Origin of the sequence: Bifidobacterium reuteri DSM 23975, assembly GCF_000741695.1 — a bacterium.
Lineage (GTDB): Bacteria > Actinomycetota > Actinomycetes > Actinomycetales > Bifidobacteriaceae > Bifidobacterium > Bifidobacterium reuteri.
This window is the reverse complement of record NZ_JGZK01000003.1, coordinates 154,093-171,149: the sequence shown is the minus strand read 5'-3', so window position 1 is coordinate 171,149 and position 17,057 is coordinate 154,093. Positions and strand designations below refer to the sequence as shown.

Here is a 17,057-nt window from a genome sequence, read left to right as displayed (position 1 = left end):
GTAGTGAGTAGCGTTTTGTTCGCAGCTGGGAGATCTTTGATCTGTCAGAGGCCAGTGATGACGTCGTAAGAACGTGACGGAATTGCAGGAGGATTGTCGTGTCGAAGGCGAAAGTGACCATTACCGACGTCGCCAAGGCGTCGGGTGTCTCCAACAGTGCGGTGTCCTATGCGTTGAACGGCAAACCCGGCGTTTCGCAGGAAACGCGTGAGAAGGTGCTGAAGGTCGCAGACCAGTTGGGATGGCGCCCCAATAAGGCCGCCAAGTCACTTTCCGACGCGCGCACGAATTCCGTCGGCCTGGTGCTCACCTACGATCCCGCCGTACTGTCTGTCGAGGCGTTCGGCATGGAGCTCATCACCGGCTTAACAGCGAGGCTTGAGGAGGCCGGCTATTCGTTGCTTATTCGTTCGTCTCGCAACATGCGTGCGGAGCTCGACATCCTTGATGATTGGATCGCCTCGGGGGCGGTGGACGGTGTATTCCTGCAGAACGTCGAGCTCGGCGATCCCCGCATCGAACTGATGTCCCACCATCTCGAGATGCCGACGGTGGTCATGGGAGATGAATCATTGGCCGGCGGCCTGATCTCACTGAGCACGAACGAGCGAGATGGTGTGCGGGTGATCGCGGAGTATTGCGCCGATCAGGGGCATCGGCGGATTGCCCGCGTGGCCGGCCCGGAGAATCTCGGTCATACCTTCATACGGGACAATGCGTTCATGGAGGTCGCCGCGCGTCTGGGACTGCAGTACACCTGTCTGCATGCCGATTACACGCCCGAGGGCGGCAGGAAGTGCACGGAGCGTCTGTTGTCATTGCCGAACGCGCCGACTGCGATCATCTACGACAACGATGTCATGGCGTTGACCGGGGCGCAGGTCGCCGCGGTCCGCGGCCTCAACGTACCGCAGGATCTGTCCGTGATCTCGTGGGACGATTCCTTCCTGTGCGAGGTGAATGCGCTGGGCATCACCGCACTGGGGCACAACATCATCGAACGTGGACGCACCGCGGCGGGCTTGTTGCTCGACCTCATCGACGGCAAGCCAGTGGAATCCGTCTGGGAGCCGCAGGAGAAGCTCGTCGTGCGCGCATCCAGCGGACCCCTTGCCTGATCGTCATGATTGTCCGGCCGGCGTCTTGCGCCGGCTTTTTGCTATCTGCGGTGTGGTGAATTTGTTGACGAATCAGTGACGCGGGATGATAAGTCGTGCTGCATCACAATGAAATGCGGTGCATGAGGATTCGCTAGCCGCGTGTCGCTTAACCGATTAAGGTATAGTGATTGCTGGCATTTGAGATTGCTGCTGTAGCGCTGCGGTGGCTTTCTGCATTGGATGCGGGCTGATATGCGGGCTCGAGACCCCGATGGCGCACGGCGTTGGGCGTTGGAACATTCATCTGCGCTTAAGTGACCGACAAGCATATCTAGTCTCGTGTCCGTGCGGCGAGATGGAGGGACGCGAGCAGCCGCTGTTCGCGTCAATGCGCGGCGGCGTGGAATCCGGATCGATGGCGAGAGCCGACAAAGGAGATTCATGATGTTTGACCAAGGGCCTCATACGGTGTTGCGTGGTGGCGGCGTGTGCGTGGTACTGAAAACGCCGGCGGACGACATGCCGCAGGTGGAGTACTGGGGGCGCGATATCGTCGGTCCGACGGGTGACTGCGGTTGCGCGATCGGCAATGATACCTGCGCGGGATGCGCAACAGCCGGCTCATCGGCATGCCCGCTGAACGAGTCCGTTCTCGCTGCGCTTGACGCGATGACCCTCAAGGACACCCCGCCGAACAAGCCGGATGCGGCATGGCGCCCATCGTTGCTGCCGCAAGGCGCGGAAGGCTGGGCCGGCCGCGCCGGACTGGAATGCGCGCGCGGCGGTCGGCCGGTGTACGCGCGTTGGACGCACGTAGAGACCACTGCTGGACCATCGTCGCTCGCCGTCGCCGCCGAAGATGCAGTCAACGGACTGAAGCTCGATGCGACGTTACGTATCACCGCATCCGGCCTTGTCGTCGCGCGGCATACGATTACCAACACCGCAAGTCCGACAGGCGATTCAGCCGCCGGCCCGGCCTCCACGCAGCTAGCCGCCAACACGGGCGAACCGCTCACCGTCAGCTGGCTCGACGCCACCTTGCCCATGCCGAAACGCGCCGATACGCTCACCCAATTCACCGGACGTTGGCCGCTCGAAAAGCAGCCCGCCACGGGTCCGCTGCCGGTCGGTTCAATCACGCGCGACTGCCGACGTGGCAAAACCGGACATGACAGCCCGTGGATGTTCATCGCATCCATCGGTGCGCCGCGCAACCAGACCGGGGACATCTGGGCCTGCCATCTCGCATGGAGCGGCAACCAGACATACCGCATCGACAATCTGCCCGCACACGAGCCGGTCATCGGTGCCGGCGAGCTACTCGGCCCGGGCGAGATACGGTTGAATCCCGGCGACAGTTACACCACTCCGGAAGTGTGCTTCTCCTATTCCGACCGTGGCCTTGACGGCATCGCCGACCGATTCCACGGCTGGCTGCGCTCGCTGCCCGGACATGTGGACTTCGCCGCAAAGCCGCGCCCGTTCACGCTCAACACATGGGAGGCCGTCTACTTCAATCATGACGAGGCCACACTGAAACGGTTGGCCGACCATGCGGCGCAAGTCGGCGTGGAACGGTTCGTGCTCGATGACGGCTGGTTCCACGAACGACGCGACGACACCCGCGGGCTCGGCGATTGGGTCGTTGATCCGGCCGTCTGGTCCAACGGATTGGACGGTCTGGCCACGCATGTGCACGATCTGGGCATGGAATTCGGCCTGTGGTTCGAGCCGGAGATGGTCAATCTCGATTCCGACTTGGCTCGCGAACATCCTGATTGGATACTCGCCGCGCCGGAAGCGGTGCCAGGACGCGCGGACCTGTCATACCGCACGCAATACGTGCTTGACCTCGCCAATCCGGACGCATACGCGCATGTGCGCGACCAGATGGCCGCACTCGTCGAGCAGCTTGGCGTGAACTACATCAAATGGGACCACAACCGCGAGGTCACCGAGCCGATGCATGACGGTCGTTTCGGACTGCACGAGCAGACCGAAGCCTGCTACCGGCTGTTCGACGAGCTGAAGGCCCGTTTCCCCGGCCTTGAAATCGAAAGCTGCTCGTCGGGCGGCGCACGCACCGACGCGGGCATCCTGCAGCACGCCGACCGCATCTGGGCATCCGACTCCAACGATCCGCGCGACCGAGTGGATATCCAACGCTGGACCGAACTCATTGTGCCTCCCGAGATGATCGGTGCCCATGTTGGCCCGTCTCCCGCGCATTCCACCGCCCGCGCCACCGATTTGAGCTATCGTGCGGCGATCTCCCTCACCGGATGCTCCGGATTCGAATGGAACATCCTTGAATGCACAGACGAGCAGATCGCCGTGCTGCGATCATTCGTCGCGTTGTACAAAGAGCTGCGCGGACTGCTCCACACCGGCCGCGTCATGCATGCCGATTGCAAGGACCAGGCGCTGCGGGCGCGCGGTGTCGTGAACGCGGACCGTACACATGCCGTATGGGTCATCGCCACCACGGACAACATCCGTGACTGGCTGGCCGAACGGCTGCAGGTGACCGGACTCGACCCAACCCGTTCCTACCGTGTGCGGATGCGCCGCGAAATCGGCGAATCGCACTGGGGCTGGGTGACGCCGCAGTGGCTCACCGCAGCGCAGGACGATGACGGCAACGGCGGCTTCACCGCGCCTGGGCGGTTTCTGTCCGAAGTCGGACTGCAACTGCCGAACCTGTGGCCCATGCAGGCGATCGTGCTTGAATTCACGGCAATCTGAGCATCACTCATCAATCGGAAACCATCGAATACCAAGGAGCATCCACCATGACCTCTGCCACCCCCGTCGATCAGCAGCTCACCAAACGAGCCAGCGCGTTGTTTGACGCATTGCACCGCCATACCGGCGAATTCGCCATGTTCGGTCACCAAGGCGACACCTCAACCCACCACAGCGCCGACGCGGATTCCGACACGCTCGCCGTGACCGGCTCATACCCGGCCGTGTGGGGCGCCGACCTCGGACGCATCGAACTTGGCTGGGACGAGAACATCGATCACGTCCCCTTCGTCGACATCCGCAATGATGCCCGCCGCGCATCCCGCATGGGTGCCATCGTCACCTTCAGCTGGCATTCGGTCAACCCGATCACCGAAGGCGGGTACGGCGACAACCTCGCCCCCGGATCGGTTGCCGCCGTATTGCCTGGCGGCGAGCTGCACGGCAAATACCTCACCTGGCTCGATCGGCTCGCCGACTTCCTGCTGTCGGTGCGTGACGACGACGGCACCCCGATTCCGCTGATCTTCCGCCCGTTCCACGAACACACCGGCGACTGGTTCTGGTGGTGCCCGGGCTCGTTCGCGCGACCGACCGACACCACGCCGGAACAGTTCGCCGAGCTCTGGCGCATGACCGTCGAATACCTACGCGACGAACGAGACGTGCATCAAGTGCTGTATGCGTACTCGCCCGACCGTAGCCGCATCGACATGACCGACGACACCACACTGGAATCCGGCTACCTGCGCGGATATCCGGGGGACGGCTATGTCGATGTGCTCGGACTCGATGACTACTGGGACATCGACCAGCCGCTCGACGGGCCGGACGCCGCCGATCCGGCCGAACGCCATGACAAGTTCGTGCGCATCCTCACGCTTATCGGACGGCTCGGTATGGAGCGAGGCAAACTCGCCGCGGTCACTGAAGTCGGCTCCCCGCGCGAGTTCGCGGCGGCGTTCGGCGATGACCCGAACGCGCCGTGGACGACGTTCATGCTGAGTGCCGCAAAGGCCAACGAATACACGCGTCGCGCGTTGTGGTATCTGCCGTGGTGCAACTTCGACGGCGCGGAGCACACCGGTGCGTACGGCACGCCGACCGTTGACTCGCCATACGCCGAGGACTTCCGCCGGTTCGTGCGGGACGATTTCATGCGGATGGCCGACACCCTGCCGGACATGTATGCCTGATGTGCGGTACGGCGCAACGGACGTGACCCGGCATGCGCGGCAAAGCAATGTGGAACAAAGGCATATAAGGCATATAAGACTAGGACATATGGGACAAGGAGCATGATGATGAGGGATGTGCGGCAGCTCATTCAGGATGCGATGGACCGCGCGGTCGACCATGGTGAGATCGCGGGTGCGACCATGCTGGCCGTACGACATGGCCGGGAACTCTGGCAGGCGACTGCCGGCATGCGCAACATCGAACGCGGCGAGGCCATGACCCGTGACACGATCTTCCGCCTGTATTCACAGACCAAACCGGTCACGGGCTCGGCGGCGATGATGCTCGTCGAACGGGGACTGCTCGACCTCGCCGCCCCCGTCAGCACATACCTGCCCGGATTCAAGGGGCAGCGTGTCACCACGGAGTTCGAACCCGATGCCGGCGGCGCATCCTCTTCGAACGAGCGGCTGGCCAACGATATCCCCACCGATATGGCCGGTGCCATCGCCAGCGTCGCGCATGACGGCGAGCGCACGGTGCCGGCCTCGCGTGAGGTGACCGTCAAGGATCTGCTGACGATGACCTCCGGCATCCCGTATGGGGATTCGAATTTCGAGGCCGGCCGCATCGTCGGCAAGGTGTTCGACGACCTCGCCGCGCGTCTGCATGGCCCGAATCCGATGGGCACGGTTGAGCTGGCGAACCGGCTGGGGCAGTGTCCGCTGCGGTTCCAACCCGGTTCGCGTTGGATGTACGGCACCAGCGCGGACGTGATCGGCGCGATCATCGAGGTCGTGACAGGCAGACGCTTCGGCGACTTCCTGCATGACGAACTGTTCGAGCCGCTCGGCATGCGCGATACGGCGTTCTACGTCCCCGCCGACAAGCTCGACCGGCTGGCCGCGGTATACGACAATCCGTGTTTGCCTATAGACCCGGCGAATGCGGGCGGACCATTGCGGGAGATTGTCACCGACCATCTCGGCGTGCCGTACGCGGCGACCGAAGACCCGGCGTATCAGGCCGGAGGCGCGGGACTGCGGTCCACGGTCGACGATTTCGTGAAGTTCGGCCAGATGCTCATCGGCGAGGGCGAGTTGGACGGTGTGCGCATTATGCAGCCGGCGACCGTGCGCATGATGACCTCGGGTGCGATGTACGCCCGGCACTATCCGGATTTCGAGGAGTGGCAGCCGGGGTGCAACTACAACACGTTCATGCGCATCGTGGAGGAACCGGGCAAATCGACCATGATCTGCCGCGCCGGCGAGTACGGCTGGGACGGATGGCTCGGCACCTATTTCTGCAATGACCCTGCGACCGGGACCACATTCCTGTTCATGATCCAGCTCGCCAATGCCGGGACCATCCCCGTGACGCGCAAGGTGAAGAACATCGTCAATGCGCATCTCGACAGCTGATGCGGCTGACACTTCCGAGGCGTCGCCGTGCGCAGTGGCGATGCGTACCCATACCGTCAATATCCACGTACGACAAGGAGACATTATGGTCTATCAACGAGATGGCATGACAGCCGTGGCACCTGCCACAGATGGACGATTCACTTGGGGCAATGGCGTGGTATCTATGGCGTTTGCCACAGCCGCAGATGAGCCGGTACGTCTCGTCGGTGTGACGGGACGAGGTATGGCGGCATCCGGTGAGTCCGGTGCGGCCGGGGCTGCCGACGAAATCGACGCGGTCGGGGCCGCGCAGCGTGACCCACGGCCGATTGTGGAAGTGCACGCCGCCAATACCGGATCGAACGATAACCGTCTCGCGTTGATCGCCACGGTGGCCGGTGCGAGACTGCGCTTCGTTGAAGCGTGGGAGAGTCGGTCCGCTGATGGCAGCGTCGAACCGTACCGGCTGCATATCACGCAATATGCGCCGTATGATCGATTGCGGCCTGCAGGACGTCCGATGGGCGACGTTGATTCCCCAGTGGTTGATTGCTCCGATGCTGATACTGACTTCGATGCTGCTGTGCGCGACAGGCATACGGATGGGGAAGCGGTCCTCCGCGATACCGATGGCGGGCTGGTTGTCACTTCCGTATTCGAGGCGTATCCGGGGCTGTCCGCCGTGCGCACTTACACGATGGTGCACTCCGCGCAGCCGTTCACCATCGAAGCGGTGTCGTCGCTGAACCTTACATTGCCGATGGACGCCGGCAAGGCCACGGTCGACGCATCACGCCTGTACTGGGGCGACAGCGCATGGGCCGTGGAAAACGACTGGCATTGCGCGCCGTTGCGCAGTACCGCGGTGCGCGACCGCAACCAGACCATCAATCCGGGGGAGTCGAGCTCCCGATTCGCGTTGAGTTCGGCCTCGACCTGGTCCACTGGCGTGCACCAGCCCGCCGGCATCGTCGAAGCGTTGTCTCAGGCGGATGCCGAGCCATCCTTCTCCGTGATGTGGCAGATCGAACACAACGGCGCATGGGAATGGGAGGTCGGCGAGAACGACCCCGGTCTGCACGTCACCGCCTTCGGCCCTGAATACCAGGATCACCACTGGGAGACAGCGTTGGGTGAGGGCAACGATTTCACCAGCGTCCCGGTCTCGTTCGCGCTTGCCGCAGGGGATTGGCAGCAGGCCGTTGCCGAAATGACGCTCCAACGCCGCGCGTTGCGTCGTGCGAAGGCCGCCGAGCTTGGGCGCGAGTCCGCCTTCACGCATACCCAGGGACTGGTGGTGTACAACGACTACATGAACACCTTGTTCGGTGATCCGCGGTTGGACAAGGAACTGCCGCTGATCGAGGGGGCGGCCAAGACCGGTGCGGATGTGTTCTGCATCGACGCCGGCTGGTATGACAGCACCGAAGGTGGTTGGTGGGACATGGTCGGCGAATGGGAGCCATCCACAAATCGTTTCGGAAGCGTAGGTCTGGCGGGGCTCGCGCAGACGATACGCGATCATGGCATGGGGCTGGGTCTATGGCTCGAACCCGAGGTGATCGGCGTCAAGTCGCCGCTCGCGCATACGCTCCCGGATGAGGCGTTCTTCACCCGCCACGGTGTGCGCGTGTGCGATTCCGGCAGATACCTGCTCGATTTCCGTTCCCCGGTCGCCCGTGACCATGTGAGTCGCACCGTCGACCGGCTGATCGACGAGTTCGGTGCCGTGTTCTTCAAGTTCGACTACAACACCGTACCCGGCACCGGCACCGACCGTGACGCCGAATCGGTAGGTGGTGGATTGCTTGCGCATTGCCGTGCCTATCTTGATTGGCTTGACGATCTGCGCCGCCGCCATCCGGACGTGATGATCGAAAACTGCGGATCGGGTGCGATGCGCGCCGACTACGCCCAGCTATCCCGATTGGATCTGCAATCCACGTCGGACCAGTGTGATCCGTTGATCTATGCCGCAATTGCCGCCGGTGCGGGCCTGACGATCCTGCCCGAACAGCAGGGCAATTGGGGCTATGCGCAACAGGAGATGGACGATGAGACCGCCGTGCTCACCCTGGCGGCCGGCGTGCTGGGCAGACTGTACCTGTCCGGTTTCATCAATCGCATGGACGAGTCGAGGCTCGGCTTGGTGCGTGATGCGGTCGCGTTGCATCGCCGCGTGCTTGACGAGCAGCAGCGACTGGTGCCATGGTGGCCTGCGGGGCTGCCCGCCTTCGACGGCGACTGGCTGGTTTCCGGATTGCTGGCTGCGCCGAATGAGCGCAGGGATGCGGCTGATGATATCGCTTCATATCTGACGGTATGGAGGCGCGGAGGCGAGCCCTTTGTGGACATCGCATTACCGCAAGGGAGAGTGGTTCGGCAGATCTTCCCCAATCCGGAGCGTCCGGAGCATGCGCCGGATGCGGCTCCATGGACCGTCGAACGTCTCGACGCCCATGTCGTGCGCATCCATGCCAGTGATATCGCTCGCCCTTCCGCGCGTATCTTCGCGGTTATGCCCAAATACCCCAAATACTGTGCCATATAAATACAAGAAAGGTATCAACAATGGAAAATGAAGCCCGATATGAGCTCGGTACTCCGGAAAACAAGACGTGGCTCAATGAGCAGCGTGACTCCCTGATGGCCTTCGGCCATGCCTTCCCTTCGCCGGACGGAGGCTCGTACTGGCTGGGCGACGATGGCACCCCGTGGAAGGACCGCAATCGCGAGACTTGGATCACCTGCCGTATGACCCACGTCTATTCGCTCGCCGCGTTCACCGGCCATGCCGGCGCCGAGGCGCTTGTCGATGCCGGACTGAAGGGCCTGACCGGTGAGCTCCATGACGACGCCAACGGCGGCTGGTATGCGGCCGTCACCCCGGACGGCGACCACATCGGTATAAAACAGTGCTATGCGCACGCCTTTGTGTTGCTCGCCGCATCCTCCGCCACGCTGCTCGGCCGCCCCGGCGCCGCCGAACTGCTCGCCGATGCCCAGCAGGTCTTCCTCAAGCGATTCTGGGATGACGAGATCGGCCTGTCCGTCGATACGTGGAACGAGGATTTCACCGAGCTCGACGCATACCGCGGCCTCAACGCCAACATGCACTCGGTCGAGGCGTTCCTCGCCGTGGCCGACGTCACCGGCGATGAAACATGGCGTACACGCGCCGGTCGCATCATCGACCACGTCGTCGGCTGGGCGGAAGCCAACAACTGGCGCATCCCCGAGCACTTCCACGAGGACTGGTCGGTGGACCTCGAATGCAACGCCGACAAGAAGGACGACCAGTTCAAGCCGTACGGCGCCACCCCTGGCCACGGCATCGAATGGGCCAGACTCATCACCCAGTACGCGCTGAGCGCCCCCGGCCTTGCCGAAAGCCGTAAGGCGCAGCTGGTCGACGTGGCCGAAAATCTGTTCCACCGTGCTGTGTCCGATGGTTGGAACGCCGATGGCGCGCCCGGCATTGTCTACACCACCGACTGGAACGGCGTGCCCGTCGTGCATGACCGCATGCACTGGACGCTCGCCGAAGCGATCAACACCTCGTCCGTGCTGGCCCATGTGACCGGCAAGGCGGAATACGCCGACCTGTACTCGACCTTCCTCAAGTATGCCGACGAGTACGTCATCGACCATGTCAATGGTTCCTGGTTCCACCAGCTCGACCGCACCAACCAGCCAATCGGCACTGTTTGGCCGGGCAAGTCTGACCTGTACCACGCCACCCAGTCGATGATGATCCCGCTGGGCGACCCGTCGATGTCCATCGCGGTTGCCTCCCAGCGGTCAGGCGACTGAATCAACCGAGCCCACTCGGTCCGGATATAGTCATGATTCTTGCCCGCCCATGCGATGTGGAATGCGTATTTCCCCTCTTTCTGCGCAATCCGTATCGTATGGGCGGGTTTTCCATTGTGGTTATGCCTAATACGTAGTCGTCGATGTCTGCGGCCCGTGTATACTAGATTGCTGTTGCTTTGGCAGGCCGAGCCGTGAAGCAGACAATCCGGTGGATTGTCTGTAGGCGAGGGGAGCGCGGTTTACCGCGTGACCTTGTACCGAGCCAAAGCGTGTTGCTTTGGCGAGGGAAGATAAAGTCCCGCAAGGGTCCGCGTCTTCCGTAATCGACTCGGCGTAAGATTCACCTCCTTGGGTGCGTTCTGCGACGCGTCGTGGCGTCAAACAGGACAATACGATAAGTAACACCGAAAACAAGGAGTATCCATTATGGCTACCACTATCAAGCTTGAAGGCGAAGCCCGTACCGAGTTCGGCAAGGGCGTTGCCCGTCGTCTGCGCGTTGCCAAGAAGATTCCGGCCACCATCTACGCCGGTGGCACCGAGCCTGTCTTCGTGACCCTGCCGATGCGCGAGACCACTCTGGCCATGCGCCACACCAACGCCCTGTTCACCATCGCTTTCGGTGACGAGTCCAAGATGGCCGTCGTCAAGGACATCCAGCGCAACCCTGTCAAGCGCATCATCGAGCACATCGATTTCCTCGAGGTCAAGGCCGGCGAGAAGATCGACGTCGAGGTGCCGGTGTTCGTCGAAGGCACCCCGAAGGGCGCTGCCGTGGCGTTCGTCGACATCCAGGAGCTCAAGGTGCGCGCTGATGTCGCCAACCTGCCTGAGAAGATCGTCGTGAACGTGGACGGCCTGACCGACGGCACCAAGGTCTTCGCCAAGGACGTCGTGCTGCCCGAAGGCGTCGAGCTCGACATCGACGATCCGGAAGAGTCCGTCGTCACCGTTGAGGTGCCTGAGGACGCCACCGAGTCCACCGCCACTACGGAGACCGCCGCTGCTCCGGCTGCTGACGCCGCCGCTGCTCCGGCTGCTGACGCCGCTGCCGCCAAGTGATTCGAGCGGGATACGTTACCGCGTTACGCTAGCGCTGAATACCGCGCATAGTGCATAATCGACGAGCCCATGCATGAGAGCTTCTCAGAGCGTGGGCTCTTCGTTTTTCACCATGTGAACGCCCTTGCGCGCGCGGTACTCAGGTGTGCGAAAGTATCCACAAGAGCATGCGCCACAAGCGCAAGACTAACCCCATCCGGCGGGGTCGCCCGCCAATCAAGAAGAAGTAACGAGTAATGACTGAAAACACGCACCACGATCCGGCTGCGCTCGATAAGCTCACCGAACCGTTCACCGTACTGCCGAACGATAATCCTGCCTCCGATGAGAAGCGTCAATCCCTCATCGACAAGCCGGCTTTCGGTCAGGTCTTTTCCGACAATATGACCCATATGACCTGGACCAAGGGAGAAGGCTGGTCCGATCGCCGCGTCGAGCCATACGCCCCGCTCAAGATGGACCCGGGCGCATCCGTGCTGCACTACGCACAGGAATGCTTCGAGGGTCTGAAGGCCTACCGTCACGCCGACGGATCCACGTGGCTGTTCCGCCCGGATGCCAATGCCGAGCGTTTCCAGAACTCCGCCAAGCGTCTGTACCTGCCTGAGCTCCCGGTCGACGACTTCCTTGGCTCCGTGGCCGCACTGGTCAAGCGCGATGCCGCTTGGGTGCCGTCCCGCCGCGAGTATACGCTGTACATGCGTCCGTTCATGTTCGCTTCCGAGCCGTTCCTCGGTGTGCGCGCACCGCAGGAGGTCGATTACTGCGTGATCGCCTCCCCGTCCGGTCCGTACTTCCCGGGCGGCGTCAAGCCGGTGAGCATCTGGGTCGAGGACAAGTGGTTCCGCACCGGCCCTGGCGGCACTGGTTTCGCCAAGTGCGGCGGCAACTACGCAGCTTCCTTGCTCGGCGAATACACCGGTATCGCCAACGGTTGCCAGCAGGTCTGCTTCGTCGATGCCGCTACCAAGACCTATCTTGAGGAGCTCGGCGGCATGAACATGATGGTCGTCCACAAGGATGGCCACGTCGAGACGCCGTCCCTGACCGGCAATATCCTGCCGGGCGTCACCCGTCGTTCCCTGATTCAGTTGCTGCAGGACAAGGGTCGTGACGTGGTCGAGACCATGATCCCGCTCGAACAGCTGCTTGAGGACATCAAGTCCGGCGAGGTCACCGAAGTGTTCGCCTGCGGCACCGCCGCCATCATCACCCCGATCGGCCGCTTCAAGTCCGAGAAGTTCGACGTGACCGTCGCCGACGGCGGCTCCGGAGAGCTGACTGTCGCCCTGCGCAACGAACTGCTCGGCATCCAGCTCGGCGAGGTCGAAGACCCGCACAATTGGATGTGGAAGGTATGCTAGCATAGCGTAGAACATCCGTTCTAAGACCCCTTGGAATCCCAATGGTTCCAAGGGGTCTCGCATATGCGGACAAGTGTTCAGAACCTGTTTTTGCGGCGAAGTGTCAACAAGGGGCAACAAACTGACGCCTCCGCACCTCCTGTTCGGCCATGTCGGGGCGTCAAATAACATTGTGTCCGAGCGATATTAGCAATTGTTAGCAACAAACTTGCTAACCGACATCGGAATCGGATACGAGAAAACCGCCAGACCCTCCCTCGAGGAAAGCGGAGGGACTGGGATTAAGCCCCACGTTGCGACTAGTAGAATCGGGCTCACATTGCCGGTTTGGATCGACGTCCATCATGGCGTGGCTGTTATGGCCATGTGCACATGCTACTTGTCACATTACGCTGGTCCGTCATGTGATGTCGTCGTCGCGGATTTGACTGCTGCGGTGCTTGTGCCCTATGGTGGGCATCGTTATGAATCACACTGATATGTTTGCATTCGCGACTGGGCTTGGTCGCATGTGGCGCCGACAGAATGTGCTGGCGACGCCGCTCAGGCATATCGAAAAACAGCTGTATCCGGTTCAGCAGAATCTGCGGCTGCGCCAATCGACTGCCTTGCATACTGCAGCATTGCGATCTTCAAGCGCTTTCGCCTGCTGACCGTAGCCAATCTGCCAAATCGTGGCATGAGCTATGCATCATAGGCTTCCGGCGTAGGTGATTGCAGGCAGCGGCTGGGAATCCAGCGCATCATCGAATGCGCAAAAGGATGACGCAGCATAGTCACACACTGCAGTCGCACTATAGTCACGTAACAGCCGATGAGAATCCGCAGCCCGATGTCTCAGCCTACCCCGCGATACACATAGCGACACCGATCAGGATCAGCGAATCGGCACACAGCGTTACGTGCGTCCGGCATAGGAACCAACGCCATCAAGGAAACATAACAGAGAGCCAACACGACAGAGCACAACACAAGGGAGCACAACATGAAGTATTTCACCACGGACACGCATTTCGGACACCCGCTTGTCACCGTATTGCGCGGATTCACCACGTTCGATCCGGGGCGCGAACAGTACGCGCGAATCCTTCGTGAGCAGGGACGCAAGGCCGCAGAGGGCTGGGCAAAGCAGATCGTCCTGGAGGATTCGCGGCTCAATTTCCGCAAGGCCGCTGATACGGATGCGCATGATGCTGCGGTCATCGCCAACATCAACGCGCTTGTCGGCGAGGATGACGAACTGTGGATCCTCGGCGACATCGGCTACCGCACATCCCTCAATCATCTCAAGGAATGCCTCCGCGTACTGCGATGCCGTCACCTGCATGCAATCATCGGTAATCACGACGACTGGTGGATGGGGGACAAGCCCGCGCTCAACCTGTTCGAAAGCATTGATCCGAACGGTGTGGTGAAGCTGGAGGGATTCGACGAGTCGCATCCGGACAACATGGAGACGGTCAACTTGTCGCATTTCCCGTACAGGGAGGACCTCGCATACGGCTGGCCCGACGATGAGGCGCGATTCCATGATCAGGCTCTGCCGTTCGATGGTCGGAAGCTGTTGTATGGGCACACGCATCAGCTTTCGCCTACGGGAGCCCGCCCGGAATCTGTGAACGTCGGGCTTGACGCATGGGATCTGTTTCCGGTTTCGCAGACGAAGGTCGTCGACTGGTTCCGCGAACCGCTGCGGAACACAGTGCCAGAGGACACTGTGCCGCAGAACACAGTATCAGCGTCAGCATCGGTAGATAGGGAGGGCTTATGACGAAGTTGATTATTCTGCGCGGGCTTCCGGCCTCCGGCAAGTCGACGTGGGCGCGGCAATGGGCGGAAGACCCGGCCAATACGTGGCCGCATTGTGTGGTTTCGCTCGATGCGATTCGACTGATGATCGCCGGGGCGGCCCAGAACCGTGAACGCATGCGCAGCAAGTATGGCAGGCGTTTCGAGGATCTGGTGGTGTCGATGGGCCGGCACATGATCGCCGATGCATTGGATGCCGGCTGGGATGTGGTGGCTGACGCCCAGCATGCGAATCCCGCATACGCGAACGAGCTGGCGCGCCTCGCGGTGCTGCACGGCGCTTTGTGGGAGACCCGGGACTTCGACGTGCCGCTGGAGGAGCTGTTACGGCGCAATGCCGAAAGGGACGAAGAGAACCGCGTGCCGGAGGATTATATTCGCGAGTCATGGAAGCGATTCCATGTGGTTATGTTCCGTCCTCTTACGCCTGGTGACCCGAATGGCAACCTGTTGGAGCGCATGCATGCCGACCCGTATGTTCGGGTCATGCATGTGCGTGGCGAGAGGGACGTGTTCGCCTGCAACTTCACGTCGGAAGCCTTCCGCAAGGGGCGGTGGAACGAGCGCACGATCAATGCGCGCGGCCTGTTCGTCGACGATGAGGGCCGCGTGGTGCAGCGCGGTTTCGAGAAGTTCTTCGCCGTGGACGAGACCGAGCAGACCGCGTTCGACAAGGTGGTCGCCTATGGTGACGAGCATCCCGGCGCTTTCCCGGTTCGGGTGGAGCGTAAGGAGAACGGTTTCCTTGGTCTGGTGGGCGCCGCAGGGGAGCGGGGACGGTTCCGGTTCTGGTCGAAGTCCGGTCAGACCGATTATTCGGCGCTGATCGAACGCCTGTTCCCGTCCGATCCGACTGTGCGCGAACGGCTGTGGCAACTGCTTCATGAGTGGAACGTCACCGCCGCTTTCGAGGTGATCGATGTGGAATCGGATCGTCATATCGTCGGATATGAGCGTTCGGGACTGCGGATGCTGCATCTGATTCGCAATCAGGAAACGTTCTCCATCGATTACGGCCATGAACCGGAGTTCGCCTCTGCTGGCGGCTTTGCGAAGCCTGAAGTGGTGGCGGTATGCAATACTTCGCAGGAGGTGGCGCAGGCGATCGATGATGCGCGACGAACCGACCGTGAGGGAGTCGTACTGTATTTCGCCGATGGTTGGATGGTCAAGGTGAAGTCCGAACGTTACCGGTTGGTCAAGTCGCTGCGTCCGCTGCTGCAGCGCGTCGTGCTGCGGGGCCGGCCGATCAACAAGAGCGGTGAGACCGCTGATCTGGTGCGAGCCGTAATCGACTATGCGCATGACCACGACATGGATCTGACCTATCGGCGCCAGATATTCGGCGAACGTGACGTCGACATGACCAAGGTCGGCGACATCCTGCGCCTGCTCGGACGAGGCTGACGGGGCGGAATCATTGCCCATGGCCCGGCAGGTGCGCGACGGGCCAATAATCATCGGCGCGCGCCCACCGTGATGCTCGCGACGTGGCGTTGACACTGTGGCATTCGCGACGCGGTGTTGCCTCCGGGGTGTTGCCTGTGCGGCCTCGCGCACTGCTGGGTGTACGCTCGTTACGGCCCTAGGCCGATGCGAGCGGTGGGGTATTCGGGCTATTCGCCCGGCTCGAAGCGGATGAGAAGGAGTGAGGCATGCACGTGGCATTGGAATCCAACATGGTGTTCGTCGGCATCGAGTACCTCGCCATCATGTGTTGGGGGCTATCCGGAGGCTTGTCCGCTATCCAGAAGGGCTATGACATCTTCTCCATCATGCTGTGCGGCTGGCTTACCGCGCTCGGCGGCGGTCTGTTCCGTGATGTGATGCTCGGCGCGTTGCCGCCTGTGGGCATCACCGATAAAGGCTATGTGCTGACTACGCTGTTCTCCGGCGTCATAGTGGTGTTCGCCCATCCGGAAGTCAAGAAATTCAAATGGACCATGACCGTCATCGACGCGTTGGGACTTGGGCTTTTCGCGGTCAATGGCACTGCGAAAGCCCTCGCATACGGCATGTCCGGCATGACCGCCGTGTTTCTCGGCATGTTCACCGCGCTTGCCGGCGGCCTTATTCGTGACATTTTCATCGGCGACGTGCCCATGATCATCCGTGACAAGCATCTGTATGCGGTGCCGTCCTTCATCGGCTGCCTCCTCACCGTGCTGGTGTGGAGGGGAGTGCGGTATGGCTGGTTCGACATGCGTTCGGAGATGATTCTCGATGTGCTCATCGTCATCATCGTGGTCACGATACGTCTGCTCTCCGTGGCATTCAATGTCACTATGCCGGGTGCGATGCCTCGGCAGCACGTCTATCTGCCGGGGGAGGACAAGTATCTGAAGCGCCCGGTGATTCACCCGCATGCCAGCGGCGACGATGAGCACGGCGAATCAGTCAAGTAATCACTATCCTTGTGCGGTGCAGTGTAGGTGCCGGCGCAGGTTGTGGCGTACGTTTTCTGAGGGTTGATGGCCCCTTATCTCATCATGCGTGCGCTGACAGCCAGTCAGCGCACGCATGATGAGGTTTTATCAGCAGGCTTGGTTGTGCCTTTCGCTCGGCGAAGCGGG

General features: G+C 61.6%; 11 protein-coding genes. All 11 read left to right on the top strand.

The annotated features are described in order from the left end of the window. Positions 1 to 92: 92 nt before the first annotated feature. Positions 93 to 1,118: a LacI family DNA-binding transcriptional regulator gene (locus BREU_RS03410; RefSeq protein ID WP_044088329.1), complete on the top strand. Its 1,026-nt coding sequence runs from the start codon at positions 93 to 95 to the stop codon at positions 1,116 to 1,118. Positions 1,119 to 1,541: 423 nt separating this feature from the next. Further along, the gene (locus BREU_RS03405) at positions 1,542 to 3,848 is read left to right on the top strand and encodes an alpha-galactosidase (RefSeq protein WP_238566990.1); all 2,307 of its coding nucleotides are present in this window, start codon (positions 1,542 to 1,544) and stop codon (positions 3,846 to 3,848) included. 47 nt (positions 3,849 to 3,895) lie between these two features. Further along, positions 3,896 to 5,044: a glycoside hydrolase family 26 protein gene (locus BREU_RS03400; protein WP_044088327.1), complete on the top strand. Its 1,149-nt coding sequence runs from the start codon at positions 3,896 to 3,898 to the stop codon at positions 5,042 to 5,044. 102 nt (positions 5,045 to 5,146) lie between these two features. After that, the gene (locus BREU_RS03395; protein WP_081886523.1) at positions 5,147 to 6,451 is read left to right on the top strand and encodes a serine hydrolase domain-containing protein; all 1,305 of its coding nucleotides are present in this window, start codon (positions 5,147 to 5,149) and stop codon (positions 6,449 to 6,451) included. 85 nt (positions 6,452 to 6,536) lie between these two features. Beyond that, on the top strand, positions 6,537 to 8,984 hold the full coding sequence (locus BREU_RS03390; RefSeq protein WP_044088326.1) for a glycoside hydrolase family 36 protein: 2,448 nt from the start codon (positions 6,537 to 6,539) through the stop codon (positions 8,982 to 8,984). A gap of 20 nt (positions 8,985 to 9,004) precedes the next feature. Next, entirely contained in the window at positions 9,005 to 10,246 is a 1,242-nt protein-coding gene (locus BREU_RS03385; protein WP_044088325.1) for an AGE family epimerase/isomerase, read from the top strand. 429 nt (positions 10,247 to 10,675) lie between these two features. Continuing rightward, a complete protein-coding gene (locus tag BREU_RS03380; protein ID WP_044088324.1) occupies positions 10,676 to 11,311 on the top strand; it encodes a 50S ribosomal protein L25/general stress protein Ctc in 636 nt (211 codons plus the stop codon). A 236-nt stretch (positions 11,312 to 11,547) separates the two neighbouring features. Beyond that, positions 11,548 to 12,675 (top strand): branched-chain amino acid aminotransferase, encoded by a 1,128-nt coding sequence (locus tag BREU_RS03375; protein ID WP_044088323.1) that lies wholly within the window; start codon positions 11,548 to 11,550, stop codon positions 12,673 to 12,675. Between the two features lie 985 nt (positions 12,676 to 13,660). After that, positions 13,661 to 14,446 (top strand): metallophosphoesterase family protein, encoded by a 786-nt coding sequence (locus tag BREU_RS03370; protein ID WP_238566989.1) that lies wholly within the window; start codon positions 13,661 to 13,663, stop codon positions 14,444 to 14,446. Further along, positions 14,443 to 15,891 (top strand): RNA ligase, encoded by a 1,449-nt coding sequence (locus BREU_RS03365; protein ID WP_044088322.1) that lies wholly within the window; start codon positions 14,443 to 14,445, stop codon positions 15,889 to 15,891. The genes BREU_RS03370 and BREU_RS03365 overlap by 4 nt, the downstream gene beginning before the upstream one ends. A 248-nt stretch (positions 15,892 to 16,139) precedes the next feature. After that, positions 16,140 to 16,889: a trimeric intracellular cation channel family protein gene (locus BREU_RS03360; RefSeq protein ID WP_044088320.1), complete on the top strand. Its 750-nt coding sequence runs from the start codon at positions 16,140 to 16,142 to the stop codon at positions 16,887 to 16,889. Positions 16,890 to 17,057: the final 168 nt, after the last annotated feature.

Coding starts and splice junctions, on each gene's coding strand:
- BREU_RS03390 (WP_044088326.1), top strand. CDS start 6,537: ATGGTCTATCAACGAGATGGCATGACAGCCGTGGCACCTGCCACAGAT.
- BREU_RS03365 (WP_044088322.1), top strand. CDS start 14,443: ATGACGAAGTTGATTATTCTGCGCGGGCTTCCGGCCTCCGGCAAGTCG.
- BREU_RS03375 (WP_044088323.1), top strand. CDS start 11,548: ATGACTGAAAACACGCACCACGATCCGGCTGCGCTCGATAAGCTCACC.
- BREU_RS03380 (WP_044088324.1), top strand. CDS start 10,676: ATGGCTACCACTATCAAGCTTGAAGGCGAAGCCCGTACCGAGTTCGGC.
- BREU_RS03395 (WP_081886523.1), top strand. CDS start 5,147: ATGATGATGAGGGATGTGCGGCAGCTCATTCAGGATGCGATGGACCGC.
- BREU_RS03405 (WP_238566990.1), top strand. CDS start 1,542: ATGATGTTTGACCAAGGGCCTCATACGGTGTTGCGTGGTGGCGGCGTG.
- BREU_RS03370 (WP_238566989.1), top strand. CDS start 13,661: ATGAAGTATTTCACCACGGACACGCATTTCGGACACCCGCTTGTCACC.
- BREU_RS03385 (WP_044088325.1), top strand. CDS start 9,005: ATGGAAAATGAAGCCCGATATGAGCTCGGTACTCCGGAAAACAAGACG.
- BREU_RS03360 (WP_044088320.1), top strand. CDS start 16,140: ATGCACGTGGCATTGGAATCCAACATGGTGTTCGTCGGCATCGAGTAC.
- BREU_RS03400 (WP_044088327.1), top strand. CDS start 3,896: ATGACCTCTGCCACCCCCGTCGATCAGCAGCTCACCAAACGAGCCAGC.